This is a genomic window from Pseudokineococcus sp. 1T1Z-3 (assembly GCF_037482365.1).
Lineage (GTDB): Bacteria > Actinomycetota > Actinomycetes > Actinomycetales > Quadrisphaeraceae > Pseudokineococcus.
This window is the reverse complement of sequence record NZ_JBBHZF010000012.1, coordinates 138,100-163,688: the sequence shown is the minus strand read 5'-3', so window position 1 is coordinate 163,688 and position 25,589 is coordinate 138,100. Positions and strand designations below refer to the sequence as shown.

Genomic DNA, 25,589 nt, shown 5'->3' with positions numbered 1-25,589 from the left:
CTAAAGGGCCACCCCTTGAAGTCCGCATCCCGCGGACTCCGCGGGACGGCGACACCACGCTCCGGCACGAGCGCGGTCCGGGCGAAACGGGACGACGAAGCCCGCCTCCCCCGAGGGGGAAGCGGGCTCCGGTGGTGCTGGCGACGCGAGCAGGTCGCGTCATCGCTCCGAAGAGCGGCGCGACGTCAGGCGGGGCGGACGCCCTGGGCCTGGGGGCCCTTCTGGCCCTGGCCGACCTCGAACTCCACCGTCTGGCCCTCGTCGAGGGTGCGGTAGCCCTGCATGTCGATCTCGCTGTGGTGGACGAAGACGTCGGCGCCGCCGTCGCTGGGGGAGATGAAGCCGAAGCCCTTCTCCGGGTTGAACCACTTCACGGTTCCCTGCTGTGCCATGTCCCACTCCTCAAGGGGTGTCGGTCCCGCACCGTGCGGGCCCGGCCGACCCGAACGGCGGGCCCATCCCCCTCCTGTCGAGGTCTGGTGCTCACGCCGCTGTGTTACCGCGAGCGTGGTTGACACGACACACGAAACCGGACGACCTGCACTGTCTAGCACTTCTGGCGCCGGTTGTGTTCCCCGGGGTGTCTCGACCTGGTCTCGAACCGCCTCGTCAGGGCAGCAGACGGGCCTCCGGGACGCCGTCGCGCAGCGCGACCACGACGTCGTGGCGCTGCTCGCCCACGCGCAGCTCGCAGACCGCCTCGCCGGCGAGCACGGCCACGGGGCAGGTGCCCCGCACCTCGACCGGCGAGCCGGGCCGGGCGGCGTCCCCCGCCGTCCCGGCGGCCGCGAGGGCCTCGACGGGCGCCGTGCAGCCGACGACGACCTCCAGGCCGAGGACCGGGGCGGCGCAGTCCAGCTCGCCCGCGTCGACGCCCACCTCGGCGAGCACGTCGACGGCCTCCTGCGCCCCGGCACGAGCCACCGGGCTGCCGGAGACGAGCAGGTCGTCCACGGGGACGCGGCCCACCTCCTGCGCCGTCTGCCAGTAGGGGGCGACCGCCCGCACGACGAGCAGGGCCACGACGACCGACGCGACTCCCAGGAGGACCGCCACGGCTGAGCGCACCGCGCCCGTCCCGGCACGCCGCGAGCGCACGAGCCCGGCCACGCCCGCGACGAGCGCGGGCACGCCGGCCAGCACCGACAGGACGAGGGACAGGACGCCGAGCACGACGGCCGTCGTCGCCACGTCGTTGCGGAGCACCTCGTCCTCCCGGCCGGCCTCCAGGAGGTCGGGGAGGTCGCCCTCAGCCGGCCCGCGTGGCACGGGGCCTCCTCGGCCGCACCGGCAGCGCCGTCACAGCAGCGCCACGAGGACGAGCACGACCACACCGGTGATCACCAGGGACACGAGCACCGACCCGAGGCACCCGAGGCGGTCGCTGAAGAAGAGGAGCACCGGTCCAGTCTCCTCGTCGCGGCCGGCGGGCTCGACCGGGTCGGCGGGCTCGACCGGTGGTGACGGCCGCCCGCCCCCTGGTCGCCGCAGACGCCCCCGCGCACCCCGCCCGACCAGGCAGCGAGGCTGGCCGACCAGGTGGGACGGCACGTCTCACGACCTGGCGATCTGGCCGTGCGGCTGGGACGCTGCCGGTGCGGCCGTGACGACGCGGCCGGTCACCACCAGGAGGTACCCATGGCAGGCAACCGCGCGGTCACGTACCAGGGCCCGGGCAAGGTCGACGTCGTCGACATCGACTACCCGACCTTCGAGCTCAAGGACGGCCCGGGGGTGAACCCGGCCAACGTGGGTCGCCAGCTCCCCCACGCGGCCATCCTCAAGGTCGTCACGAGCAACATCTGCGGCAGCGACCAGCACATGGTCCGCGGCCGCACGACGGCCCCCGAGGGCCTGGTCCTCGGCCACGAGATCACCGGCGAGGTCGTCGAGACCGGCCCGGGCGTGGAGTTCATCAAGACCGGCGACATCTGCTCGGTCCCCTTCAACATCGCCTGCGGGCGGTGCTCGAACTGCAAGGAGGGGAAGACGGGCATCTGCCTCAACGTCAACCCCGACCGGCCCGGCTCGGCCTACGGCTACGTCGACATGGGCGGGTGGGTCGGCGGCCAGGCCGAGTACGTCGCCGTTCCCTACGCCGACTGGAACCTGCTGCCCTTCCCCGACCGGGACCAGGCGCTGGAGAAGATCCGCGACCTCACGATGCTCTCGGACATCTTCCCGACGGGCTTCCACGGCGCCTACACCGCCGGCGTGAAGCCCGGCTCGACGGTCTACATCGCCGGCGCCGGCCCCGTGGGCCTCGCCGCCGCGGTGGGCGCCCAGCTCCTCGGCGCCTCCGCCGTCCTCGTCGGCGACCTCGACGAGCGTCGCCTCGCCCAGGCGGCCAGCTTCGGGTGCGAGACCGTCGACGTGAGCAAGGGCGACCCGAAGGACCAGATCGAGCAGCTCCTCGGCGTCCCCGAGGTCGACTGCGGCGTCGACGCCGTGGGGTTCGAGGCCCGCGGCCACGGCGACGGGTCCGGCAAGGAGGCCCCTGCCACCGTCCTGAACTCCCTCATGGAGATCACCGCGGCCGGCGGCGCCCTCGGCATCCCGGGCCTCTACGTGACGGGCGACCCGGGCGGCGTCGACGAGGCGGCCAAGGTCGGCGCCCTGTCCCTGAGCCTCGGCACGGGCTGGGCGAAGTCGCTGTCCTTCACCACGGGCCAGTGCCCCGTCATGCGCTACAACCGCCAGCTCATGAAGGCGATCCTGCAGGACAAGGTGGCCATCGCGAAGGCCGTCAACGCCACCGTCATCGGTCTCGACGAGGCGCCGGACGGCTACGCCCAGTTCGACAGCGGCGTCGCGCAGAAGTTCGTGCTCGACCCGCACGGCATGGTGCCCGCCGCCTGAGACCCGCGGGAGCATCCGGGCGCAGCGGAGCACCCCCGGAGGAGGGCCCGCCCTGCCGACCACGTCGGCGGGCGGGCCCTTCGCGCGCCCGGACCGCCGGTGGGGCAGGCTCGGCCGGTGCCCCCGTCACGACCACGCCCGCCCCGGCGAGCCCGGGCCGACCGGGTGGGTCTCGCGATCGCCTGGGCGGCGGCCCTCGTCGTCGGCATCGGTGCGCTCGTCTCGCTCGCCCCCGCCCGCGTCGGCCTGTCGATGACGACGCCGTGGGCCCAGCTCGTGACGCTGCGCTCGGGGAGCGCGGCGGCGGCCCTGGCGCTCGGCCTGCTGCTGCTGCTCGTGGCGGTCGCGGTGCGCTGGCGCCGCAGGGACCAGCTGCGGCGCTGGCCGCTCCCCCTGCTCGCCCTGGTCGCCGCGCTCGCCGTCACGGCCGTCGGGCACGCCGCGCTGCTCCTCGTGCGTGACCCACCGCCGGGTGCGGCGGGAGCGGGCGTCGGCGGAGCGCTGCCCGACCGGCGCGACGGCGACCTCGTCGTCACGGCCTTCAACGTCGGTCCCGAGGGGACGACCGCCGCGGACGTCGTCGACCTCGCGGCGCGGCGCGGCAGCGACGTCCTGGCCCTCACCGAGGCCGACGCGCAGCTGGCCCGGGACGTCGCCGCCGGGCTGGCGGACCTCGGCCAGCCGATGCAGGTGTTCTCCTCGCCGGAGGTCGAGCGACCGCCGCTGGAGTGGCGGCTGACCGGCCTGCTGCTGCCCTTCGTCGCGACCGAGACCCAGCTGCTCGTGGCGCAGTCGCTCGGGGACTACGTCGCCGAGGCCGAGCCGGGTCCACCGGCCCTGCTCGGCGGTGCCGTCGTGGTCCGCCCGAGCAGCGGGGACGGCCCGCCGCTGGCCGCCGTCCACACCCTGCCGGCGGTCCCGGTGCTCTTCAGCATGACGAGGTGGCGCGAGGAGACGACCGCTGCGCTCGCGACGTGCGACCGGCTCGAGGGCGGCGTCCTGGCGGGCGACCTCAACGCGACGCCCGACCACGCCGTCCTGCGTCAGGCGCGCTGCGTCGACGCGAGCGGCGAGGGCGGCACGTCCGGGACGTGGCCGGTGGGGCTGCCCGCGCTGCTCGGGGCCCCCATCGACCACGTCATGCTCGACCCGGCCGCCTGGAGGGGCGTCGGCACGGCGCTCGACGAGGTGGGCGCCAGCGACCACCGCGCGCTGACCGCGGTGCTGCGGCCGGGCCCCGGCTGACCCGCAGAGGCGGACCTGGAGAGGCTGACCCTCAGAGCACCGCGGCCGCGGCGTCCGCCGTGGTCGCGGTCAGCGCGCCGCCCGCGAGCCCGTCGAGGGCGCTGGCGTCGAGGCGGGAGGCGATGCGGGCCCCGCCGTCCTCGGCGACGCCGTGCCGGGTGCTGCCGAGGCCCTCCATGACCCGGGTGAGCGGCAGCGAGGCGGTCGCCGCGGTCGTCACCACCTGGCCGTAGCCGAGGTGCCGCAGCGAGGCACCGACGTGGCGGGCCAGGGCCGTCCCGACGCCGCGGGCCTGCCAGGCGTCCTCGACCAGGACGCCCATCTCGGTCGTGAAGTCGACGCTGGGCCGGCTGCTTACGTGCGCCGTCGCGACGGCGACCACCTGGCGCGGGCCGGCGAGGACGACGAGGACGAGGGGCTGGCGCAGCAGCTGGGTGAGCGTGGCCACCGAGGGCACCCGGCCGCCGGCGCGGTAACGCTGCAGCAGGGTCGTGCCGGTGCACCGCCCGTGCATCGCCGCGAGGGCCGGGAGGTCGGCGGGGACGGCACCGCGCACGCGCAGCGCCGGGGACGACTCCTGGCCGGTGCGGGCGGCGCGGGAGCTGAGGCCGGCCAGGACGTCGACGGGTGCGTCCTCGCCGAGGGCCTTCGGCGACAGGCCGGGACCGGTCGGCACGAGCTGCCAGGGACGGCGGGCGAGGGCCAGGCCCTCGCGGACGGGCAGGGGCGCGGGAGCGGAGCGACGGGGCAGGGCGCGGCTCGGGCGGGGGGCGCGGCGGCTGCGGCCGCCGGCGGGGTGGTTGCCCATCGCGGTGGTCCGCGCGACCCGGCGGTCGGCCCCGAGGGCCGGGAGCGGGGTGGCGGCGGGACGAGGGGCGGGCACTGCGGTCATAGCGCTCACGGAGGGTCCTCCTGCGACTCAGCCGGTGTGACGCGATTCACCGTGCACGAGCAGTGTTCCCCGCGGGTGACGGCGTGTTTCGATCATGTGACGGAGGGGCGGCCGCCAGGAGGCCGTCGGCCGACGTCCCGGAGCCCCGCACTCGGACCGCCCCGCCCTCGCCGCCGCGCCCTCGCCGCCGCGCCCTCGCCGCCGCGCCCTCGACCGTCGTGCCTCGACCGTCGGGCCTTGGTCTCGCGCTGGGGGAAGCGGCGTCACCCGACGACGAGGGACCACGTGCCCGCCCACACCGCCGCCCCGGTGGCCGCCGCCGCGACGAGCGCGCAGCCCGCGACGACGCCGACGTCGCGCGCGGCGAAGGTGCTGCGCCGGGCCCACGTCCGCGGCGCCCCGGGCGCACCGAAGCCCCGGGCCTCCATGGCCACGGCCAGCCTGGTGGCCCGCCGCAGCGCCAGCACGAGGAGGGCGAAGGCCTGGCCGGCGGCCACGCGCGTGCCTGCGAGCGGCCCTCGGACGTCGCCCAGCCCGCGGGCGCGGCGGGCGAGGGAGAGCGTGCGCCACTCGAGCACCAGCAGCCCGGCCAGGCGCAGCCCGGCGAGCCCCCCGAGCACGAAGCGGGGCGGCAGCCGCAGCCGCTGGGCCAGCGCGTCGCCGAGGTCGGTCGGGTCGGCCGACACGAGCAGCAGCACCCCGGGGACGCCGACGGCGAGGATCCGCAGGGTCGTGGCGACGCCGAGGTCGAGGGAGCCCTCCGTCACCGACAGCGGCCCGAGGTCGAGCAGCACGGCGCCGGCGTCCCGGCCGATGACGGTGGTGACCAGGCCCGCCGGGACGCTCGCGAGGAGGACCGGCAGCATCCGCACCGCCAGGGCGCGGGGCCCCAGACCGGCCAGCGGCAGCAGGGGGATCTCCAGGAGCAGCGCCGTCGCCGCGCTGACGACGTCGACCGTCGCGAGCAGGGCGACGGCGATGACGAGGGCCCCGGCCAGCAGCGCGAGCGGGTTGGCCCGCGTCAGCGGTGTCGCCCGCACGCTCCCGACCAGCCCACCCAGCGTCGTGCCCTCCGCGGCGTCGGACGTGCCGGTCGCGCCGCTCACCGGCTGCCCACCAGCCGGCGCAGCGAGCGGCGCGGGGGCGGCGCGTCGAGCCGCGGGGCGAGGGCCACCGCGGGGTCGGGCGGCGCCAGGTGGTGGGTCCGCGCGCCGGTGGCCGCGACGAGCTCGCGGTCGTGCGTCACGGCGAGGAGGGCCGCGCCGTCCTGGACGAGCTCGCGCAGCAGGTCGACGAGCGCCGCCCAGGTCACGGCGTCCTGGCCGAAGGTCGGCTCGTCCAGGACGACGACGCGAGGACCCGTCGCGAGCGCCGTCGCCACGGACAGGCGCCGCTTCTCGCCCCCGGAGAGCGTGTAGGGGTGGGCGCGTGCGAGCGCGGCCAGGCCGAGACGCTCCAGCAGCTCCTCGACGCGAGCACGTACCGCAGGCTCGGGCAGGCCGAGCCGGCGCGGGCCGTGGGCCAGCTCGTCGGCGACCGAGGAGGTGAGCAGCTGGTGCTCGGGGTCCTGGAACACCGTGCCGACCCGGCGCAGCAGCTCGCGCGAGCGCCACCGCCACGGGGCGGGGCCGAGGCCTGCGGCCAGCGCCGGCGCGGCCACCACGCCACCGCCGACCGGCTCGAGCAGCCCGGCGACGGTCAGGGCGAGGGTCGTCTTCCCGGCGCCGTTCGCGCCGGTCAGGGCGGTCGTCGAGGCGGCGGGCAGGTCGAGGTCTGCCGAGCGCACGGCGACGGGACCGCCGGGCCGCGCGCACGCCAGCGCCCGCGCGGACAGCAGCGGCGTACCCGCGGCGGGGGGCTGCCACGGCCTCGCCGCCGGTGCGCGGCGGTACCGCTGCGGCACCCAGATCCCGCGCGCGGACAGGGCCTCCCCGGAGGCCGCGAGCACCACCTCCGGCGGCCCGTCGGCGACCACGGCGGTCCCGTCGGCGGGCCGGCCCAGCACGACGACCCGGTCCACCACGTCCGCCCACACCGCCACGCGGTGCTCGACGACGACGAGCGTCGCCCCCGTGCGCGTGACCGCGGCCGTGACGGCGTCGCGCACCTCCAGCACCCCGTCCGGGTCGAGGTTGGCCGTCGGCTCGTCGAGCAGCAGCATCCCCGGCGCCATCGCGAGGGCCCCCGCGAGGGCGAGCCGCTGCTTCTGCCCGCCCGAGAGCGCCGCGGTGGGGTGTCGCAGCGGCAGGTCGAGGCCCACGACGTCGAGCGCCTCGCGGACCCGGCGCCAGATCTCCTCCGGTGGCACGGCGAGGTTCTCGCACCCGAAGGCCACGTCGTCGCCCACGCGGGAGAGGACCACCTGGCTCTCCGGGTCCTGCAGGACGAGGCCGGCCCGGGCCGCCCGTTCGGACGCCGGCCGGCCCGCGACGAGCAGCTCCCCCTCCTCCTCGCCGTCGGCGTCCGCGCCCGTCAGCAGCCCCGCGAGCGCCGCCAGGACCGTCGACTTGCCCGAGCCCGAGGCGCCGAGCAGCAGGACCCGCTCACCGGCCGCCACGTCGAGGTCGAGGCCGCGGACGACGTGCGCCCGGCGCCCGCCGTGCCGCCACCCCCAGCCGCGGGCCCGGACGGCCGCCGCGGGCGGCGCGCTCAGACCCTCGTCCCGGACCGGCCCGCGGCGACGCCCGAGAGGGCACCGGTGCGCGCGAGCGCGCGGACCACGACGTGGCCCAGCGCCCCGGCGAGCAGGGCCCCGGAGACGACGGACAGGACGAGGTAGACCACCTTCCAGCCGGCCTCCCAGCCGGGGTAGTAGAAGGTCGTGTCCATGAGGCCCGGGGAGACGCCGGCCACGGCCCCGGCGAGCACCGCCGCCCCGAGCCCCCAGCGGCGGTAGCGCAGCGCCGCGAGGCCGAGCTCGGCCGCGACGCCCTGCGCGAGCCCCCAGAGGAGGACGGGGGCGCCCCACTGCGTCCCGATGAGCATCGAGACGAGCGCGGCGAGGACCTCGGCGAACAGCGCCGCCCCCGGCTTGCGGATGATGAGCGCCCCGAGCAGCGCGGGCAGCAGGTAGCCGCCGTTGAGCAGCGCCGACAGCGGCGGGAAGAGACTCAACGGCGCGCCGAGCGTGCTCGACGAGGCGCCCCAGGCCCACAGGGCCACGCCGGCGGCGACGCCGACGACGGAGCAGACGACGATGTCGACCACGCGCCAGCTGCTGGTGCGGGGCGCGCCGCTCGTGGTGGTGCGTGCGGTGGTGCTCATGGTGGTGCTCCTCCCGTGCGGTGCACGAGGGGTCCGCCGCCCGACCACCCCGGCCCACGCCAGGCGTGGTCGAGGGTGGGCAGGCGGCGGCGAGTCCCGACTCCCTCCGCCGGTGCTAACCGGTTCAGGTTCGAGGGTCTGCGGCGTCCGCCGCACTCTCAGCGCCGGTCGGCGCTCCCCTGTCGTCCGCGCGGGACTGTAGCGCGCCGCCGGCCCTGGCCCTAGCGCTGCGCCGTCGCGACCGCCGTCGCGAGCACCTCGACGTGCACGACGCCGAGGGCGCGCCCGTGGGCCGCCGTGACGACGAGCGGGGCGAAGCGGTCCGCGGCGGGGCGGGCCATGGCGCGGGCCAGGGCCCGCCGGGGGTCGGTGTCGGGAGACAGGGTGGTCACCGGGTGCCACCACGGGGTGCTGTCCGGCTGGAGGGCGCGCACCGCGACGGGCCGGTCGTGCCCGTCGAGCTCCAGCCCGCCCGGCTCGGCGTCCACGACGAGCGGGCCGAGCCCGCGGCGACGCAGCGGGGACGCGAGCTCGCGGACCACCCCCAGGTCCGGCGTCGGCCACGCCGGGGCCGGGCGGCCGAGCAGGAAGCCCTGCACCAGCGGGACGCAGAGGCGGCGGGCCGCTCGCAGCTGCTCGGAGGTCTCCACCCCCTCCAGGCACACCCACGCGTCGAGGGTGCCGGCGAGCTCGCCGACCGCCCGCACGGTCGCCTCGGCGGCCGGGTCGGTGCCGAGGCGGGCCACCAGCCCCCGGTCGACCTTGACCACCGACGGGCGCACCTCGAGCATCCGCGAGAGACCCGACCACCCCGCGCCGACGTCGTCGAGCGCGACGGTGCCGCCGGCGTCCCGCACGGCGGCGAGCCCCTCGAAGACCGCCCTGGAGTCCTCCGGCCATGCCCCCTCGAGCACCTCGACGACGACCCCGCCGAGGTCCCCCCAGCTCTCCAGCTCCTCGAGGACCTCCGGGTCCGCCAGCGCCCTGGGGTCCACGTTGACGGACAGGAACGTGTCGGGGGGCAGGTCGGGTCGCAGCCGGCGGGCGCCGCGCAGGGCGAGCACGTGGAGGGCGCCCAGGGCGTCCGGGTCGGTCGCCGCGGCGAAGAGCTCGTGCGGGCCGGTGGCCAGCCGCTCGTGCGGGCGGGCGAGGACCTCGTAGCCGGCCACGACGGCCTTCTCCAGGTCGACGAGGGGCTGGACGGCGCAGCCGAGGAGGTCGGGGTCGGCGAGCACGGAGGTCACGGCGGCAGCCGCGGGAACCCCTCGCCACGGCGTCGGCGCCTCGTGCGGGAGGGCCTCCGCCGGCAGCGAGACGGCGGCTGTCACCGCTCCCGCACCTGCGCCCGCACCTGCTCCGAGGCGGCCTCGTCGAGCTGCAGGCCGTGGTCGCGCAGGGCGTGCTGCTCGACCACGGCCAGGATCTCAGCCTCCGTGGCGCCGTCGACCTCGACCGAGCACCCGGGCACCACGTCGCCGCAGCGGAAGACCTTCACGCTCTCGCCTCTCCTGCCGCCCACCCGCGGTGGACGACGAACACCGGGGCCCCTCGGGGAGCCGAGGGACAGCAGACCAGCTCGTACGCGCACCTCGCACCGTGTGCACGATCGTGACGCTTCGTGGACCATTTGACCACTCACCGTCCGTCCGGTGGACCCTGCGTGAGAGAAGTCACCACGTCGAGAGCCGGAGCCCCGCCGCCCGGCACTGCTCCGGCCCGGCTCGCCGGCGGTGGCCCCGACCCGGGCTTGCCGCTCGCCCGAGGCGGCGGGAGGCTGGCGGCCATGGGGAACACGCTCTACAAGCTGCTCGGGACCGGCGGCGCCGTCGCGGCCGGCGTCCTCGCCAACAAGCTCCTCGCCGTCGCCTGGCGCAAGGCTCGGGGGGACGTCCCGACCAACCCCGAGTCGGACGAGACGTCGTGGGCCGAGGCGATCACCTGGGCCCTGGTGTCGGGTGCCACCATCGGCGTGGCGCGCCTCGCCTGGCGCAAGAACGCGGCCGACTACTACCGCAAGAGCACGGGCCACCTGCCAGCCGCGGCCCAGGGCTCCTGACCGCATGGTCCTGCGCTCCCTGCGCGGCACCGACGGCGGACCGGCACCTGCCGTGAAGGTCGTCGCGGTGCTGCTCGTGCTCCTGCTCGTCGGCGCCCTCTCCCCGACGCTCGTGCCCCTCCTGCGCTCGGTGCTCGACGCCATCACCTGAGGTCGGAGCCCTGCGCGCCGGGCTCCGGCGTCCCGGCCACGGTGCACCCGTCGGGCAGCCCGCCCTCCGGGGGTGTGCGCCCCTCGAGCTGGCTCAGCTCGTCGACGAGCAGGAGGTCCTGGCGCACCTTGCCGGTGCGGTAGGCCGCCCGGCCGATCATGTGCGCCGCCACCGGCGCCGTGACGAGCTGCAGGACGACGACGAGTACGACGACCCCGACCACGACGGGCGTGCGCAGGGCGAGGGCGACGCCGACGGCGACCAGCACGATGCCGAGGGCCTGCGGCTTGGCCGCCGCGTGCAGGCGCGTGAGCACGTCGGGCAGCCGCAGCACGCCCAGGGCGGCGACCAGGGCCAGCGCCACGCCGAGCCCGAGGCAGACCACCGCGAGGACGTCGGCGACGCGCGCGGCCACCTCGGCGGCGCTCACCGGGAGTCCTTGGCCGCGAAGCGCGCCACGGACACCGACCCGACGAAGCCCACGAGCGCCAGGACGACGAGGATGGGCAGCGTCGAGGCGTCGCGGGCGGCGACGGCGTGCACGCCGAACGCCGCCACCAGGACGATCACGAGCGCGTCGAGGGCGACGACGCGGTCGAGCACCGTCGGTCCCACGATCGCGCGGAAGAGCACGCACACCGAGGCGAGCAGCAGCGCCCCGCCCGCCAGCAGCGCCAGGACGGCGCCTGCCCCGCCCAGCTCCAGACCCGTCACAGGCTGCTCCTCTCCTCGTCCCCGCGGGCGGTCCGGCCGGCCCGCCGTCCCCTCGTGACGACCCGTCGGCGCACGGGCGGGCGCGGGTGCCGGCCGTGGCCGCTCGCGTCACCCGCCTCGACGTCGGCGATCTCGGCCTCGACGCCGAAGGCCCGGACCACGCGCTCCTCGACCGCGAGGACGGCGCCCCGCTCGCGCTCGACCGCGGCGAGGTCGGGCGTGTCGATGCAGTGCACGAACAGGCTGTGCGTGCCGGGGCGGACCTCGACGACCACGCTGCCGGGCACCAGCGACACCAGCTCGGCGGTCGCCGTCAGGTGGGTGAGGCTCGCGGTCCGCAGGTGCACCTCGACGACCGAGCTGACCGGGGTCCGGCGCGAGAGCACGAGCCCGGCGACCTGCAGCGAGGCACCCACGATGTCGACCACGAAGGTCCCCACCAGCCGCGCCACCGCGCGCGGACGCACGGCGCCCGGGAAGCGCAGCGCCGGCTGGGGGAAGACGAGGACGACGAGCAGGCCGAGGCCGGCCCCCGCGAGGACGTTCGCGACGGAGAGGTCGCCCCACAGGAGCACCCAGACCAGCGCCGTCCACACCAGCACCGGCCACTGGACGACGGCGTGGTGCGCGCGGCTCACGGCGGCGCCTCCGACGTCCCGGCCTCCCCCGCCGGCCCCGGGGTCACCGCCTGCGCGGCCTCCCCGCCGAGGACGCTGACGACGTACGGGCGGCGCTCGAGCAGCTCGGCCGCCGCGCCGTCGGCCACGGCCAGCAGCGGCCCGGCCAGGAAGGTCAGCGACACCCCGAGGGCGACGAGCGCGGCGGTCGGCGCGACCATCCCGGCGGGCAGGTGGCGCACGTCGACGGAGACGTGCTCGGGCTCCACGGGCGAGCCGGTGATCGCGCCGGCGACCATGCCGTCCTCCTCCTCCTGCACCTCCCCGGCGCTGCGCTCGCGCGGGCCCGCGGTGCCCCGGGCCCGCTCGGCGGCGGCCGCGCGCACGCTGACCGCGCCGACGGCCGTCACCGCCGTGGACTCGGCCGGCACCTCCTCCTCGCGGGCGCGGGCGTCGACCTCCCGGCCGACGGTCGCCGGGCGGCTCCAGAACGCCCGGTTCCACGCCTTCGCGACGGCGTAGAGCGTGAGCAGGCTCGTCAGGACGCTCGCGCCGACGAGCACGAGCGGCAGCCAGCCGCCGTCCTGGACCCCCGCCTGCACGAGCCCGACCTTGCCGAGGAAGCCCGACAGCGGAGGGATGCCGGCCAGGTTCATCGCCGGCACGAAGAAGAGCACGCCCAGCAGCGGCGAGAGCGCGGCCATGCCGCCGAGGCGGTCCATCGACGTGGTCCCCCCGCGTCGCTCGACGAGGCCCGTGACGAGGAACAGCGTCGTCTGCACGGTGATGTGGTGGACGACGTAGAAGATCGCCGCGCCGAGCCCCAGCGGGGTGGCCAGAGCGACGCCCAGGAGCATGAAGCCGATGTGGCTGACGAGGGTGAAGGACAGCAGCCGCTTGATGTCGCTCTGCGCCACGGCGCCCAAGATGCCGACGAGCATCGTCGCGAGCGCCACGACCATGAGCAGGTCGTCGAGCCGGCCGCCGGGGAACAGCAGCGTCTGGGTGCGGATGATGGCGTAGACGCCGACCTTCGTCAGCAGGCCCGCGAAGACGGCGGTGACGGGCGCGGGCGCCGTCGGGTAGGAGTCCGGCAGCCACGCCGAGAGGGGGAAGACGGCGGCCTTGATGCCGAAGGCGACGAGCAGGGCCAGCTGCAGCGCCAGGCGCACGTCGTCAGGCAGCGCGTCCAGGCGCTCCGGCAGCTGGGCCATGTTGGCCGTGCCGGTGGCGGCGTAGACGAGCCCGATGGCGACGAGGAAGACCACCGAGCTGGCGATGCTCACGACGACGTACGTCGAGCCGGCGCGGATGCGCTCGCTCGTGCCGCCGAGGGTGATGAGGACGAAGCTCGCCGTCAGCAGCATCTCGAAGCCGACGTAGAGGTTGAACAGGTCCCCGGACAGGAAGGCGTTGGAGACGCCGGCGGACAGCACGAGGTAGGTGGGGTGGAAGATCGCGACCGGGGCGGCGTCGTCCCCGTCCGCGGCCCCCTGGGCCACCGAGTAGACGAGCACCGCCAGGGTGACGGCGCTGGAGATGCTCAGCATGAGCGTCGCGAGCTGGTCGGCGACCAGGGAGATCCCGGCCGTCGAGGGCCAGCCGCCGACCGTGACGACGAGCGTGCCGACGTCCTGGACGGCCACGAGCATCGCCACCGCCGCGGCGAGCACGAGCGTCAGCGCCGTGACGCTGACGACGGCCTGCGCCCGGCGGTGCCGGGCCAGGGCCAGCGCGAGGCCGGCCGCGGCCAGCGGCACGAGGACGGGCAGCGGCACGAGGGTCGGCCACTCCAGCACCGTGCCCTGGGTCGCGCGCAGACCCGGGCCGACGTCGCCGTCGAAGGCCAGGACCCCTGGGGCCAGGACGCCGGCGGCCAGCGCCGCCGGCGACAGCGCCACGACGCTCACCGCCACCCCCCCGTCTGCCGCTCGCGCCGGGCCCGGAGCCGGTCGGCACGGGTCTGCGGCTGCGCCCCCCGCGGCCGGCCGTCCGGCTCGCCGTCGGCGGGGCCCTGGGCGGCGTGGGCGCGGGCGTCCTCGGAGCGGTACTCCAGCGGGGAGTCGGTGTCCTCGGGGTCGTAGCTGCCGGAGGTCTGGTCCCGCGAGGCGCGGGCGACGATGAGGCGGTCCTCGACGTCGTCCTGCACCTCGTCGTGGCCGTGCAGCTGCCAGCTGCGGTAGGCCATGGCCAGCAGGAAGGCCGTGATGCCGAGCGTGATGACGAGGGCCGTGAGCACCATCGCCTGCGGCAGCGGGTCGCTCATCTGCGCCTGCGGCGTCACGCCGACGAGCGCCGGGCCGCCCGCGCGGCCGCTGGCCACGAGAAAGAGCACGTTGACGCCGTTGCTGACGAGGATGAAGCCGACGAGCACGCGCGTGAGGCTGCGCTCCAGCAGCAGGTAGACGCCCGTCGCGACCATGACGAACATCGCGCCGACGAGCGCCAGCGCGGGGCTCACCGGGCACCTCCGGCCGGGGCCGCGCCTGCCGGCTCGCCGGAGGTGTCCGGCTCCGGCGGGGAGGCGGCGGGCGGCGAGGTCGCGGCCTGCGGCCGGGCGCCGGAGAGGGAGAGCTCGGGGTCGACCCGCGGGTCCTGCGCGGCCTCCCGCTCGATCTGGGCGTCGATGCCGCCGCCGAGGCTGCGCAGGATGTCGAGGGTGAGCCCGATGACGAGCAGGTAGACGCCCAGGTCGAAGAAGAGCGCCGTCACGAGGTGCATGGTCCCGATGACGGGGATCGGGATGTCGAGGACGGCGCTCTGCAGGGGCGTGTAGCCGAGCAGCGCTGCGGCGAGGCCCACGCCGGCGGACAGGAAGAGGCCCGAGCCCAGTAGGACGCCCGCGGGCACGGGGGCCGCCCGGTCCAGCTCGCGGCGACCGCCCGAGAGATACCGGACCATGAGCGCGAGCCCGGCCACGAGGCCGCCGGCGAAGCCGCCCCCGGGCTGGTTGTGGCCGGCGAAGACCAGGTACAGCGAGAACAGCACGACGGTCGAGAACGTCAGCCGGGTGACGGTCTCGAAGATGACCGAGCGGCGCTCGGCGGGCACGTCGACGACGGGGCGCCCCGACGCCGTGGCCCGTGCCGCCGCGGACCCTGCCGTCGTGGGCCCTGCCGTCGTCGACCGGGACGCCGCGGCGGCGTCGCCCGAGGCGGCCGCGGCCTCCTCCTGCCCGGCGGCGAAGGAGCTCGCGGACAGGGTGCGGCGCTCGGCCCGCGCGTCCTGCAGCGCGGCGCCGACGGCGTCCTCGGGGTCGTCGGGGTCGACCTCCTCCTCGTGCGGGTCGAGGTGGCCGAAGCGGCGGCCGAGGAAGACGAGGCTGGCCACGCCCGTCGCGGCCACCAGCATGACCGAGAGCTCGCCGACGGTGTCCCAGGCCCGGATGTCGACGAGGATGACGTTGACGACGTTCGAGCCCCCGCCCTCCTCGTAGGCCAGGCCCGGGTAGGGCGCCGACACGGGCGTCGCCGTCCGGGCCGCGGCGGCGACGAGCGCGGCCGCCGACATCGTGCCGGCCACGCCCACGCCGAGCGCGATGCGCAGGTAGCGGCTGCGGCGCAGGGGCCGGTCGGAGAAGTACGGCGGCAGCCGCCGCAGCACGAGGACGAAGACGACGAGGCTCACGGTCTCGACGAGCACCTGCGTCAGGGCCAGGTCGGGGGCGCCGTGCAGGGCGAACAGCAGCGCCGTGCCGTAGCCGGTGACGCCCAGGAGCACCGCGGCGCGCAGCCGCCGCCGGCTGCGCGCCGTCTCGACCGCGGCGAGCGCCAGCACGACGGCGATCGCCGCCTGCCCCGGGGAGTCCCACCAGCGGACTCGCACGTCCCACGGCGCCGCGAGCACCGCGAGCAGGCCGGGACCGACGACGAAGGCGACGAGGATGGTCGCGAGGTAGGCCGGCAGGGAACCGCGCTGGGTGGCGCCGGTCGTCTCCACGGCGAGACGCTCGACGCCGCGGACGAGACGGCCGTACCCCCGCTCGCTGCTGACGAGGGTCGGGGCGGCCCGCTGCAGCCGGACGACCGGCTCGCGGAGGGCGAAGAGCACGGCGCCGACGACGAGGGTGAGCACGCTGAGGCCGAACGCCGGCGTCAGCCCGTACCAGGGGCGCAGGTAGACCTCGGGCTCGGCGCCCAGGGAGCGCGCGTAGGGCTCCAGCAGCGCCTGCCACGGGCCGGTGAGCGCGAGCCCGACGACCAGCCCGCCGAGCCCCAGCGCGGCCGGGACGGCGGAGAGCAGGACGCCGGGGGTGTGGACGGGCGTGGCCTCCAGCCCCTTGCCGGCGAAGGCGCCCCAGCAGAAGCGGATCGTGTAGCCGGCCGTGAGGCAGGACCCGGCGACGACGGCGACGAGCGGTGCCACCTGCCCGCCCTCGAGCATCGCGTCGAAGGCGGACTCCTTGGCGGCGAAGCCGGCCATCGGCGTCACCCCGGCCATGGAGAGCGCCGCGAGCAGCGCCGCGGCCGTGACGACCGGCATCGACCGGGGCAGCCCGGAGAGCTGGCGCAGGTCCCGGGTCCCGGTGGCGTGGTCGATGGCGCCGACGGAGAGGAAGAGCGTCGACTTGAACAGCGCGTGGGCGCACACGAGCGCGAGGCCGGCCAGGGCGCCGTCGGGCCCGCCGAGGCCGACGACGACGGTCATGAAGCCGAGCTGGCTCACGGTGCCGTGCGCGAGCAGCAGCTTGAGGTCGTGCTGGCGCAGCGCCCGCCAGCCGCCGACGAGCATCGTCACGCCGCCGAGCCCGAGCACGAGCGGCGCCCAGGCCGGGGAGTCGGCGAAGCCCGGCGCCAGGCGGGCGACGAGGTAGACGCCGGCCTTGACCATCGCGGCGGCGTGCAGGAAGGCGCTGACCGGCGTCGGTGCGGCCATGGCGCTCGGCAGCCACAGGGAGAAGGGCCAGATGGCCGACTTGGACAGGGCGCCGACGAGCACGAGGACGAGGCCCGTCGTCACGGCTGCGCCCGAGGAGCCCGTGGTCGCGAAGGCCTCGACGAGGCCGGAGAGCCGGTAGGTGCCCGCCGCCTCGGCGAGGACGACGAGCCCGACGAGCATCGCCAGCCCGCCGAACGTCGTCACGACGAGCGCGCGCATGGCCGCGAGGCGGCTGCTGCGCTGCTCGGTGAGGTGGCCGACCAGCAGGTAGGAGAAGACGGTCGTCAGCTCCCACATGACGTAGAGCACGAGGACGTCGTCGGCCAGGACGAGCCCGAGCATCGCCCCCGCGAAGGCGACGAGGACGCCGGCGAAACGGCCGAGACCCGGCTCGTCGTCGGGGAAGTAGGCGGCGCAGTAGAGCAGGACGAGTGCGCCGACGCCCGTGACGAGCAGCGCGAGGACGAGGGAGAGGCCGTCGAGGCGGAAGGCCAGCTCCAGGTCCAGCACCGGCACCCAGGGCAGCGACGTCAGCAGCTCACCGCCCCCGCCGGGGCCCACCACCACGCCGGCCTGGAGTGCGAGCCAGCCGAGCGAGGCCGCGGGCACGAGGGCCAGCAGGGGGAAGGCGCGGCGTCCGAGCAGGCGGACGAGGGTCGGGGCGAGGAGGGCCGCGAGGAGGTGGGCGCCGAGCAGGAGCGTCATCCGGGCACCCGGCCTCTCGCGGTCGGTGGGGAGCGCGGCCTCGGGCCGCGCGCCCTAGCGGTGCTGCGGGCGGGGGTCCGCCCGCCGGCCGGGACCTCGGGGCGCCGTCTGGCAGACGCTGCCCCGACCCGTCGGCCGACGCCGTCGAGTCTAAGCGGGGGGTCTGACGGCGGGGTGCGCTCAGCCGGCGAAGGGCGGCACGGCGAGCCCCCGCACGCCGGGGCGGACGTGGAAGAGCGCGCCGGCGAGCGGCTCCTCGTCCTCGTCGAGGTCCTCCCCCGACGTCGTGATGAAGAGGTCGGCGAGCTCGGGCCCGCCGAACGCGCACGCCGTCACCTGCCCGACGCCGACCTCGACGACGGCGAGCAGCTCGCCGTCGGGAGAGATCCGCTGGACGGCCGAGCCGCCGAACAGGGCCGCCCAGACGCACCCCTCCTCGTCGACGGCCAGCCCGTCGGGGCCGCCCCTCTCATCCGGCGTCTCGCGGACGGCCGTCCGCTCGACGACCTCCCCGTCGTCGTCGACGACGAGCCGCCACAGCACCTGCGTGGGCGTGTCGTGGTAGTAGGCGAAGGCGCCACCGGGTTCCCACCCGAGCCCGTTGGAGATGGTCAGGTCGGTGAGAACGACGGAGACGGAGTGGTCCTCGTCGAGGCGGTAGAGCGAGGCGGCGCCCTCGCGCTGGTCGTAGGCCATCGAGCCGGCGTAGAAGCGGCCGCGGGGGTCGCAGGCGCCCTCGTTGAAGCGGACGGTCGGGTCGTCCCAGACGTCGGGCAGCCGCCGCGGGGGCGTGCGGCCGAGCTCGCCGTCCTCCAGCAGCGCGAAGCAGCGCTCGAGGGCCATGACGAGGCCACCGCCGGCGCGGGGCCGCACGCAGGCCAGGACGTCGCCGAGGTGGTGGCGCTCGACGGCTCCCTCGGCCGCGGGCTCGCCGTCCCAGCCCGTGGGGAGGGTCCAGGACAGCAGGTCGCCGTGGAGCATGTCGACCCACCGGACGGCGCCGGCGGCCTGGTCCCAGACCGGGCCCTCGCCGTGGTAGCACAGCGGCGCCGTCACCTGCTCGGCCTGCAGCCGCAGCCCGACCGCCGGCTGGGCCGGGTCTGGTGACCCGGCCTCGACGGTCTGCGGCGCGGGTCCGGGGCGGGGGCCGGCCTGCGGGGTCTCGGGGCGGCGGCTGGTGTCCATGGGGAGGGAGTCTGGCCCCGGGGGACGTCCACGTCACGGGTCGGCGGGCGCCTCTGGGGCAGCGGCGGGAAAGGGGGTGCCAGGGGTGCGGAGCCGGGACAGGCCTTGCTGCGACCTCTGCTGGGCGTGGGTGCGGACGGTCTCGTCGGGGTCGTCAGCCAGCGTCTCGACGACCCAGCGCGGGACGTCGCCGTGGTTGAGGGCGGTCCAGCGGACGTCGGCACTGCGGTCCTGGGCCTCACGCAGCCACTGCTCGCGGCTCTTCCTCCACCCCCGTAGGCCCGAGCTCCACGACACCCACGCCCGGACCTCTCCGTTGCGGTCCGCCCGCAAGACCTCCAGGTCGGTCTCCTCGAGCCGTCGGTTGAGGGCGCACGCCTTTCGAGCTCGGAGGTGGGCGTCCGCCATGAGGCGGGTGAGGAGGTCTCGGTGCTGGGTGTGCTCGGCGATGCACACGCGGACCTGCCAGCGCGGGTCCTCGGTGAGGAGTGCTTGTACGTCACGCGGAAGCGTCGACGCCTCCGTCTTCTCGGCCTCACCACCGGCCACGACCTCGCGCACCCGCCAGTCCGGGGACGCGGCGAGAGCTCGGACCGTGCCGTGCGCCCTGCTCCTGCCTGTGGCGGCCGCGGCCAGACGGACTACCGGCGCAGCGTCGCCGGCGAGGGCGAGCAAGGTCTGGTCGTCCGCGTGCGGGTTGCCGGCCACCTCCACCCGCACCCGTGCACTTCTGTGCTGCGCCAGCTCGGAGAGTCCTGCACTCGATGTACCTCCTCGCGCCTCAGAGATGTCATCGGTGACAGACATGACCCTCTTCGAGGTGTTCGGCTCACGGGCATAGCCAGCACGGGGCGAGCGAGCCTCTAAGCCCGCCTAAGTGGCGCCGGAGGGCAGCGCCGGCGCGAGAAGCCTCCAAGCCACGTTCATCTCGAATGAATAGAGTGAGATACTCTTTGCGCCAAGCAGCACGCCACTAGAAGATGTCAAACTGATCACGCGCGCAAACGACTACACCGGCACGTAGGGCCGTCCGCACCACCGGCCCCCTCAGTTCGACTATCGGGCCGTCCCCCTCGCCCTCGACAGCACCAGAATCGTCGGCGGAGACGATGATCAGTCGCACCCCACCCACAGGAGAAAAACCCTGCAGGTCGAATGCCCACTCGCCTCGCTCGGCCAGGGCTGCGGCCATCCGCTGAGCAGTATCGTAGGCATCCTTCTCACGGAAGGGGGCATTCCCCTGCGTCCTCGGCGCCACTTCCTCGAAGGTCCAACGCGCAAGGACGGTGACCAGCCCCTCGCCAGCAGTATCCTCATCTAAAGAGTCGTCGTCGTCGCACTCGTCAACATCGCCCTCGTGGTCCATGATGTCGACACCACTATGCTGGGACGCGAGTCCTTTCCACCGCTCCAAGGCGTGAAACATCTCACCAGACGCGTCAAAGGCCCTAGCCACGTCAGTCACTGACTCGGTGAGACCGAGAAGGGTGTCTGTAAAAGCAGCGATGTGCTCCAGCAAGTGAGCACTTCCCGCTCTCAGAGCTGCGCCGCTCTCGACAGAAAGCGTCGGCAAGTACTCCTCAGACTCCACTTCGCGGTCGGCATCGCCGCGCTGCTCACCCATCGGGAACACTCCTACCCACCTCACTCAACGTCAGAGACCAGGCCGGATCCGCTAGACGCATCTCCGCTCACCGGCCGCCACTCATTGCCGTCTCCCATGGGCTCGTCGAGGTAGCACCACAGGAAGGCGGCGTCAGGGTGCCGTTGGAATACCGCCATCATCTCCTTATCGTTGTCGCGGTACGCGGTGGCCCGACTCAAAGGCGGCGCGCCAGCTCCGCGCAATTTGCGTCGCGCTTCTTGCCGACTCACCGCCCGCACTGCGAGGCGCACGAGCAACCCCCTCGGCGAATGCTCGACATTGAATATGCAGTAGTAGTCACTGGCGACGGGCACCGCAACTCCTCTCGCGTGATGAATTGCCTTGCTTCACTCTCGTTGGTTCTCCCCCACTTGGCTCGCACCGTGACCGCAATATGAGCTCGATCGCCATACTTGCCAGTTCTTACGTCTGACAGACCCTCCCTCCATCCCTGGCACCTCATCGTGCGAGCATGACGTTGCGCCTGTCCGCGGATGTCCGAAAGATAGTCACCGCAAGTCCTGGTCGGGACGCCTTGATTGCTGATGCATCTTCCGTTGCCGCCGTGGCCCTGGCCGAGCCGCGGCCACCCCGTGCGTAAGTAGTTGCCCGCGAGCCTCTCGGCATGCCGATACCTCCGGATCTCATCGGGCCCGAGCCACCCATGTCGAAGCGCATCCGCGACATGGCGCACCCGTCGAGGTCAAATACGTTGACGGGGTCATTAGGGTGGTTGCAAGAACACTCATCTCCCCGGCGACCGGATCGGTCGAGGTGAAGCGTCTGGTGGTGGGGTTGCAGAGGCGGGCGCCCATGAGGGTGAGGCCGGTGGTGGTGACGGCGCGCTGCTTGGCGCCGAGCCAGCTGTAGTTCGGGGCGGTGACGGGGGCGCCGGTGGTGCGGGTGCCGTACTCGGTGCACGTCGACCAGTCGGTGATGCCGGGGGCTGGGCTGTGCAGGTCGGGCAGGGGGGCGGTGGTGGCGATGTCGCCGTGGAGGTTGGCCAGGGTGAGGGAGTCCTGGGGGCCGTCGGGGGTGGTGGTGGGTGGCGGACAGGTCGCCGCCGAGGGATTTTAGGTAGCGGGTGGTGGTCGTGGTGGTCCCGCCGCCGGGCTTCGAGGCGGTGTCGAGGGTCCAGGTGGGGTTGTCGTCCGGGGAGCCGAAGTGCCGGGCGATCGTCGCCGTCTCGGTGGTGCCACCGGTGGTCGTGGTGGTGGTGTCGGTGGCACGGCGTCCGGCGGCGTCGTCACCGAAGGCGGTGGATGCCGAGGCCTGGGTGATGGTGGTGATGACGTCGGTGCGGTCATGGCCCAGGGTGATGGGCCCGACGCAGGGGTCGCCCTTGCGGCCACCATTCTTGTATAATGCTTTCCTGACCCAGACCGCAGATACGAAGAAGCGATGTGACATTTCGGGTTGCCTAGGTTTCGCCGCCTAGCGCCAGAAGAGATTAACAAAGGCTAGACTTAGGTATGCCCCCCATAGCAGGAAGAGGGTGACCTCGTACCACTCTGGTCGCCGCCACGTCACGGAGACAGCACTTTTCGCCCCTCCGTCTCCACTGGAATGCGCCGCCTCGTCGAGGTTTGCGTCGAGTCGACGAGCAAGGCGGCCTTGCGTCTTCTGGTTGAAGCGTTCGCAGCCCCAAGCCCTCCAGGAGCGTCCATCCGTTGCCCTGATCCGCAAGTACGTCCCGGACTCGAAGTCTAGGTCCTCCACCGACCCTAACGGAAGTTTTATATCCCGCAACGGATTCCTAATTATCACTTCTTCTGGCCATACTTCAACGCAAGGCCGCACACCGACTGCTAAGACGAGCTGCGAGAAGGCGACGAACCACAGCACTTGTGGGACCATGTCGAGATACGAGACGCCAGTATATGCGACTCCTTCGGGGGGGAAAACTGAGCCAGTCCAAGCCGACAACCAAGGCGAATGCGCCGGTGCTACCGAAGACACTCAGTGCCGCATTGATGTGGTTTCGGGTTGTACGGGGACGCCCCTCGTCTGAAGCGCCGGAGCCTTGGCGATACGCATCGCAGCCGCCAGGGATGTCATCACTTCTCCCATCTCCTTCCACGAAGACTTATCCCCCTCCAGTCAACAGCACCCGTAGGCAACATCTGCTTTGTAGCAGGTCCAACGGCACGACGTACTAGTTCTCTGTCCCCGCCAGCCATGCCCGCGCATGCCGTGGCAGATCTCGGACAAGCGTCGCCTCGGCGTAAAGGAACGCGACTTGAGGCCAGCTGGTGCTGGCCGTGGCGGTGGCGCCAGGGGCCGGGCATGCGTCTCCGGTCCACCGCACGGACGAAAAGCCCCCTGGAAGTCGGGGTCCGCAGCGGCTCACACATGAAGGGTCAGCCAAGATTTGCGTACAGCAAGCCATGGTGAGGACAACAGAAGCCCGACACTAGGCCCCGACGGTGCCGATGCTCAGCGCCAGAACGTAGTAGACACCGAGTGATACGTAGATCACTACTTTATACCATGCAGGCCGCCGCAGTCTTTTCTCTACGGGAGTCGGCCCTTCCGCGTCCGTGTCGAGGAAGAAGGACGGCAGCAACTCACACTCCCGCGGCGCCCCCTCGAAAGTCCATTGCTCTAGTCCGAAGGCATAGAGGGAGCGGTCTGTCGTCACAACTTTCACGTACCCCAGAAGTCCATCCTTGACACCGACGTACGCCGCACGGGGCACCGTGTGGTCGAAGATCAAGTTTCGCAAGATGAGCCTGTCCTCGAAGACGTCGACTCTCGGCCGCGCACCCAAGGTGACAAAGATGAGAGGCAGGATCCCAATAGGACCAGCATAGTCACGGAAGGCCATCCAGGGAGTCTCATTAGGAAAGTCCGGATCGATCGACCACAGATGGGCGATGTCAGATCCGATGAGCATCGCGGTCAGCCCGAATCCTCCGACTAGTCCGCCCCACCGATTGAGGGGACGCGTCAAGACTACTGGTCTTCGAGATCCACGGATCCCGTGTGCTTCGTCAGTCACTGCTGGTCACCGCCTTCGTCGCAGCCGCTCGTGCTCCATGAAGAGCCGAGCAATCCTTGGAGACGCCCGGGTGCTTTCATCGATCACCGCCGCCTGTTCTTGCGCCAATCAAAATGGCCGTTGGCGGCGTAGTGCCCCGTAGAGCACAGGCTGTACGTCCTGTCGACACTCTCGTAGCGGCGGACGTACCTTCTCTCAAAAGACGCGCTCCTAGGATGCAGCTCGCTTCCGCAGTTGTGCTTTCCCATGCCCGGGACGCCCCTTGGCGCCCTCTCCACTCGCCAGTTCCTCAGCGCCTTGCTGCCGTACCTCAGAAGCTTGCCACCCCCACAGAAGGCACCCCAGCCATGTCCAGGTAGCCACTCCTGTCACCGTGGCGGACCTTATAGATTCCGCGCACCCAGTGATGTAGCCGCCTCCACTCCGTCCGCAGCAGCGCAAATGACTAGCCGAAGAACTTCCTCCGCAACTCGAGCAGCAAAGTGTCCTTTGGAGCGTCATAGGCATGATTACTCACCCCATAACGGCCTAAAGCGTCCAGAATCATTTGCCGGAAGGTCGCGCCTTCGGTAGTACGACTCAATTCTAGTTGCCCAGAGGTGTACGAGGCGGCGAAGGAGTCCCCTCCCGCGTCGTAGATGCCGAGGATGTCTGACGTATCGCCTTCAAGGAGAGAATCGAGCTCGCTTGCCGACCGACAGAAGTAGGCGCAGTGTGCGTCGTCGAAGAGCACGACTGGCCACCGCACTGTCACCAGATTATTTCTTGCCGGGGGCCGGTGCCGCCTCCTTCCAATCACCTCGCCGCCACCCCCTTCTGGTAATTTGGTGCTGACGGTGATCAAAACGTCGGCGGGGCTGGTTGTGGGTTCGATGGCCGTGAATGCCGAAAGGGTGCTTTGTCACGCCCGCCGAGATCACCATCGCGGCCGTCCGCCCGACCAACCCTTGCCAGGCCACCCGCCGCGCGCCACCGATCGACCCGATCGCCCACAGACCACATGGCGCACAACGACTCTCACGTAGCCGGCACTCAGGTGACCGGACAGCGCGAAGCATGATCGTCGCGCCCTCCGCCCGTCCGCGGAGTTGCCACTCCGTGACTGATCTGTGACCTGACGCTCAGGATCCAGATCCGGACGGCACCGACGACGCCTCGGCGGACTCGCGCCGCCGGAGGCGTTGCTCCGCCGACAGGGGCATGCCGGCCAGGCTCAGGGATGGTCAGCGCCGCCCGGAGCGTTGCCTCAGGCATGCGCGACCCTGCTGAGCTCCTGGAGGTCCTGGAGACCTCCGACCTGACCCCCGGCGACGCCCCCGTCCTTGTCCACGCCCTGCGCGGCTTCGTCGACGCCGGCTCGGCCGGCTCCCTCGTCGTCCGCACGCTGCTGGGCGAGCTGGAGCACGAGCCCGTCGCGCGCTTCGACGCCGACCAGCTCGTCGACTACCGGGACCGGCGCCCGCGCATGACCTTCCGCACCGACCGCTTCGACGCCGTCGCGATGCCCGAGATCGTCGTCCACGCCGTCCGCGACCGGCAGGGCAAGGCCTTCCTCGTGCTCTCCGGGCCCGAGCCCGACCTGCAGTGGGAGCGCTTCACGGCCGCCGTCAAGCTGCTCGCCGAGCGCTTCGGCGTCCGCATGGCCGTCGGTCTGCACGGCGTGCCGTGGGCGGCGCCGCACACCCGTCCCGTCGGGCTGACGCCGCACGCCAGCGACCGCTCGCTCATCGCCGGGCGCCCGCGCTGGATCGGCGAGGTGGAGGTGCCAGGGCACGTCGGGGCCCTGCTGGAGCAGCGCCTCGGCCAGGCGGGCCTGCCGACCGTCGGCTTCACCGCGCACGTGCCGCACTACCTCTCCCAGGCCGACTTCCCGCCCGCCGCGGTGGTGCTGCTGGAAGCCCTCGGCGAGACGGCGGGGCTGGACCTGCCCTCGGGCTCGCTGCCCGAGGCCGGGCGGACCGTGCTCGCCGAGGTCGACCGCCAGGTCGCCGGCGACGAGGAGACGCGCAGCGCCGTCGTCGCCATGGAGCACGCCTACGACGCGACCCTCGCCGGGCGCGCCCTGGAGGGCCCGCAGCTGCCCTCGCCGTCACTGCCCGAGGACGAGATGCCCGACGGCGACGAGCTCGCCGCCGACCTCGAGGCCTACCTACGCGGGCTCGACGCCTCCGGCGACGAGCGGGACCGCCCGTGGGGGCCCGTGCGCGAGACCGGGCCAACGACGGTCGTGGACGGCTCCGCCGACGAGGCCGAGGGGTCGAGCTCTGCGACCGAGCAGCCGGAGGGCGGGCCGGACGACGACGAGACGCCGCCGCAACCGGCCTGACGTCGTCGGCCCCTCGTCCGGGGACACTCAGCCGTGCTCCCGCGCTCGCGC

24 protein-coding genes and 1 riboswitch are annotated in these 25,589 nt (G+C 73.6%); of the genes, 5 read left to right on the top strand and 19 right to left on the bottom strand.

Features of this window, described 5'->3' with window-relative positions; translation table 11 throughout:
* Positions 1–185 precede the first annotated feature (185 nt).
* Both WDV86_RS04155 and WDV86_RS04150 read right to left on the bottom strand, forming a co-directional pair.
* Entirely contained in the window at positions 186–392 is a 207-nt protein-coding gene (locus tag WDV86_RS04155; protein ID WP_339566337.1) for a cold-shock protein, read from the bottom strand.
* A 217-nt stretch (positions 393–609) separates the two neighbouring features.
* Entirely contained in the window at positions 610–1,269 is a 660-nt protein-coding gene (locus WDV86_RS04150) for a hypothetical protein (RefSeq protein WP_339566336.1), read from the bottom strand.
* Between the two features lie 369 nt (positions 1,270–1,638).
* Here WDV86_RS04150 and fdhA point away from each other — a divergent pair, with 369 nt between their 5' ends.
* Both fdhA and WDV86_RS04140 read left to right on the top strand, forming a co-directional pair.
* Positions 1,639–2,859, top strand: coding sequence for a formaldehyde dehydrogenase, glutathione-independent (gene fdhA, locus WDV86_RS04145; protein ID WP_339566335.1), 1,221 nt, complete (start codon positions 1,639–1,641; stop codon positions 2,857–2,859).
* Between the two features lie 165 nt (positions 2,860–3,024).
* A complete protein-coding gene (locus tag WDV86_RS04140) occupies positions 3,025–4,104 on the top strand; it encodes an endonuclease/exonuclease/phosphatase family protein (RefSeq protein ID WP_339566334.1) in 1,080 nt (359 codons plus the stop codon).
* A 31-nt stretch (positions 4,105–4,135) separates the two neighbouring features.
* Here WDV86_RS04140 and WDV86_RS04135 read toward each other — a convergent pair whose 3' ends face one another.
* The 6 genes from WDV86_RS04135 to WDV86_RS04110 all read right to left on the bottom strand — a co-directional run bounded on the left by WDV86_RS04135 (position 4,136) and on the right by WDV86_RS04110 (position 9,755).
* Positions 4,136–5,005: a GNAT family N-acetyltransferase gene (locus WDV86_RS04135; RefSeq protein ID WP_339566333.1), complete on the bottom strand. Its 870-nt coding sequence runs from the start codon at positions 5,003–5,005 to the stop codon at positions 4,136–4,138.
* Positions 5,006–5,259: 254 nt separating this feature from the next.
* Complete coding sequence (locus tag WDV86_RS04130; protein ID WP_445262936.1) at positions 5,260–6,057, bottom strand: energy-coupling factor transporter transmembrane component T family protein; 798 nt, start codon at positions 6,055–6,057, stop codon at positions 5,260–5,262.
* Between the two features lie 41 nt (positions 6,058–6,098).
* Positions 6,099–7,553 (bottom strand): ABC transporter ATP-binding protein, encoded by a 1,455-nt coding sequence (locus WDV86_RS04125; protein ID WP_445262927.1) that lies wholly within the window; start codon positions 7,551–7,553, stop codon positions 6,099–6,101.
* A gap of 92 nt (positions 7,554–7,645) precedes the next feature.
* Positions 7,646–8,260 carry an ECF transporter S component gene (locus WDV86_RS04120; RefSeq protein ID WP_339566331.1) on the bottom strand — a complete coding sequence of 205 codons (615 nt, stop codon included), beginning with the start codon at positions 8,258–8,260 and terminating at the stop codon, positions 7,646–7,648.
* Positions 8,261–8,357: 97 nt separating this feature from the next.
* Positions 8,358–8,445: riboswitch (TPP riboswitch) on the bottom strand.
* A 36-nt stretch (positions 8,446–8,481) separates the two neighbouring features.
* Complete coding sequence (locus WDV86_RS04115) at positions 8,482–9,588, bottom strand: EAL domain-containing protein (protein WP_339566330.1); 1,107 nt, start codon at positions 9,586–9,588, stop codon at positions 8,482–8,484.
* Entirely contained in the window at positions 9,585–9,755 is a 171-nt protein-coding gene (locus WDV86_RS04110; RefSeq protein WP_339566329.1) for a DUF1059 domain-containing protein, read from the bottom strand. Before WDV86_RS04110 ends, WDV86_RS04115 begins: the two co-directional genes overlap by 4 nt.
* A gap of 288 nt (positions 9,756–10,043) precedes the next feature.
* Between WDV86_RS04110 and WDV86_RS04105 the strand changes: the two genes are divergently transcribed.
* Together WDV86_RS04105 and WDV86_RS04100 are read left to right on the top strand one after the other, a co-directional pair.
* Positions 10,044–10,316 (top strand): DUF4235 domain-containing protein, encoded by a 273-nt coding sequence (locus WDV86_RS04105; RefSeq protein WP_339566328.1) that lies wholly within the window; start codon positions 10,044–10,046, stop codon positions 10,314–10,316.
* Between the two features lie 4 nt (positions 10,317–10,320).
* Entirely contained in the window at positions 10,321–10,467 is a 147-nt protein-coding gene (locus WDV86_RS04100) for a hypothetical protein (protein WP_339566327.1), read from the top strand.
* Here WDV86_RS04100 and mnhG read toward each other — a convergent pair.
* The 11 genes from mnhG to WDV86_RS04045 form a co-directional block, all read right to left on the bottom strand.
* Positions 10,460–10,897, bottom strand: coding sequence for a monovalent cation/H(+) antiporter subunit G (mnhG, locus tag WDV86_RS04095; protein WP_339566326.1), 438 nt, complete (start codon positions 10,895–10,897; stop codon positions 10,460–10,462). The genes WDV86_RS04100 and mnhG overlap by 8 nt on opposite strands.
* Entirely contained in the window at positions 10,894–11,181 is a 288-nt protein-coding gene (locus tag WDV86_RS04090) for a monovalent cation/H+ antiporter complex subunit F (protein ID WP_339566325.1), read from the bottom strand. Before WDV86_RS04090 ends, mnhG begins: the two co-directional genes overlap by 4 nt.
* The gene (locus WDV86_RS04085; protein WP_339566324.1) at positions 11,178–11,819 is read right to left on the bottom strand and encodes a Na+/H+ antiporter subunit E; all 642 of its coding nucleotides are present in this window, start codon (positions 11,817–11,819) and stop codon (positions 11,178–11,180) included. The genes WDV86_RS04090 and WDV86_RS04085 overlap by 4 nt, the downstream gene beginning before the upstream one ends.
* Positions 11,816–13,594: a Na+/H+ antiporter subunit D gene (locus WDV86_RS04080; RefSeq protein WP_445262935.1), complete on the bottom strand. Its 1,779-nt coding sequence runs from the start codon at positions 13,592–13,594 to the stop codon at positions 11,816–11,818. Before WDV86_RS04080 ends, WDV86_RS04085 begins: the two co-directional genes overlap by 4 nt.
* Positions 13,595–13,704: 110 nt before the next feature.
* Positions 13,705–14,259 carry a Na(+)/H(+) antiporter subunit C gene (locus WDV86_RS04075; protein WP_339566322.1) on the bottom strand — a complete coding sequence of 185 codons (555 nt, stop codon included), beginning with the start codon at positions 14,257–14,259 and terminating at the stop codon, positions 13,705–13,707.
* Complete coding sequence (locus WDV86_RS04070; RefSeq protein WP_339566321.1) at positions 14,256–17,381, bottom strand: Na+/H+ antiporter subunit A; 3,126 nt, start codon at positions 17,379–17,381, stop codon at positions 14,256–14,258. The genes WDV86_RS04075 and WDV86_RS04070 overlap by 4 nt, the downstream gene beginning before the upstream one ends.
* Positions 17,382–17,561: 180 nt before the next feature.
* Positions 17,562–18,566: an SMP-30/gluconolactonase/LRE family protein gene (locus WDV86_RS04065; RefSeq protein WP_339566320.1), complete on the bottom strand. Its 1,005-nt coding sequence runs from the start codon at positions 18,564–18,566 to the stop codon at positions 17,562–17,564.
* Between the two features lie 33 nt (positions 18,567–18,599).
* Positions 18,600–19,373 carry a hypothetical protein gene (locus tag WDV86_RS04060; protein WP_339566319.1) on the bottom strand — a complete coding sequence of 258 codons (774 nt, stop codon included), beginning with the start codon at positions 19,371–19,373 and terminating at the stop codon, positions 18,600–18,602.
* 166 nt (positions 19,374–19,539) lie between these two features.
* On the bottom strand, positions 19,540–20,190 hold the full coding sequence (locus WDV86_RS04055; protein ID WP_339566318.1) for a hypothetical protein: 651 nt from the start codon (positions 20,188–20,190) through the stop codon (positions 19,540–19,542).
* A gap of 2,434 nt (positions 20,191–22,624) precedes the next feature.
* The gene (locus WDV86_RS04050; RefSeq protein WP_339566317.1) at positions 22,625–23,107 is read right to left on the bottom strand and encodes a hypothetical protein; all 483 of its coding nucleotides are present in this window, start codon (positions 23,105–23,107) and stop codon (positions 22,625–22,627) included.
* Between the two features lie 550 nt (positions 23,108–23,657).
* The gene (locus WDV86_RS04045; RefSeq protein ID WP_339566316.1) at positions 23,658–23,945 is read right to left on the bottom strand and encodes a hypothetical protein; all 288 of its coding nucleotides are present in this window, start codon (positions 23,943–23,945) and stop codon (positions 23,658–23,660) included.
* 519 nt (positions 23,946–24,464) lie between these two features.
* On the opposite strand from WDV86_RS04045, the gene WDV86_RS04040 reads away from it, so the two are divergent.
* Positions 24,465–25,538: a PAC2 family protein gene (locus WDV86_RS04040; RefSeq protein ID WP_339566315.1), complete on the top strand. Its 1,074-nt coding sequence runs from the start codon at positions 24,465–24,467 to the stop codon at positions 25,536–25,538.
* Positions 25,539–25,589 lie beyond the last annotated feature (51 nt).

Excerpts from the sequence above, each read along its gene's own strand:
- WDV86_RS04100 (WP_339566327.1), top strand. The coding sequence starts at position 10,321 with ATGGTCCTGCGCTCCCTGCGCGGCACCGACGGCGGACCGGCACCTGCC.
- WDV86_RS04060 (WP_339566319.1), bottom strand. The coding sequence starts at position 19,373 with ATGTCTGTCACCGATGACATCTCTGAGGCGCGAGGAGGTACATCGAGT.
- WDV86_RS04155 (WP_339566337.1), bottom strand. The coding sequence starts at position 392 with ATGGCACAGCAGGGAACCGTGAAGTGGTTCAACCCGGAGAAGGGCTTC.
- WDV86_RS04120 (WP_339566331.1), bottom strand. The coding sequence starts at position 8,260 with ATGAGCACCACCGCACGCACCACCACGAGCGGCGCGCCCCGCACCAGC.
- fdhA (WP_339566335.1), top strand. The coding sequence starts at position 1,639 with ATGGCAGGCAACCGCGCGGTCACGTACCAGGGCCCGGGCAAGGTCGAC.
- WDV86_RS04065 (WP_339566320.1), bottom strand. The coding sequence starts at position 18,566 with ATGGACACCAGCCGCCGCCCCGAGACCCCGCAGGCCGGCCCCCGCCCC.
- WDV86_RS04105 (WP_339566328.1), top strand. The coding sequence starts at position 10,044 with ATGGGGAACACGCTCTACAAGCTGCTCGGGACCGGCGGCGCCGTCGCG.
- WDV86_RS04040 (WP_339566315.1), top strand. The coding sequence starts at position 24,465 with ATGCGCGACCCTGCTGAGCTCCTGGAGGTCCTGGAGACCTCCGACCTG.
- WDV86_RS04070 (WP_339566321.1), bottom strand. The coding sequence starts at position 17,381 with ATGACGCTCCTGCTCGGCGCCCACCTCCTCGCGGCCCTCCTCGCCCCG.
- WDV86_RS04050 (WP_339566317.1), bottom strand. The coding sequence starts at position 23,107 with ATGCTCATCGGATCTGACATCGCCCATCTGTGGTCGATCGATCCGGAC.
- WDV86_RS04055 (WP_339566318.1), bottom strand. The coding sequence starts at position 20,190 with ATGGGTGAGCAGCGCGGCGATGCCGACCGCGAAGTGGAGTCTGAGGAG.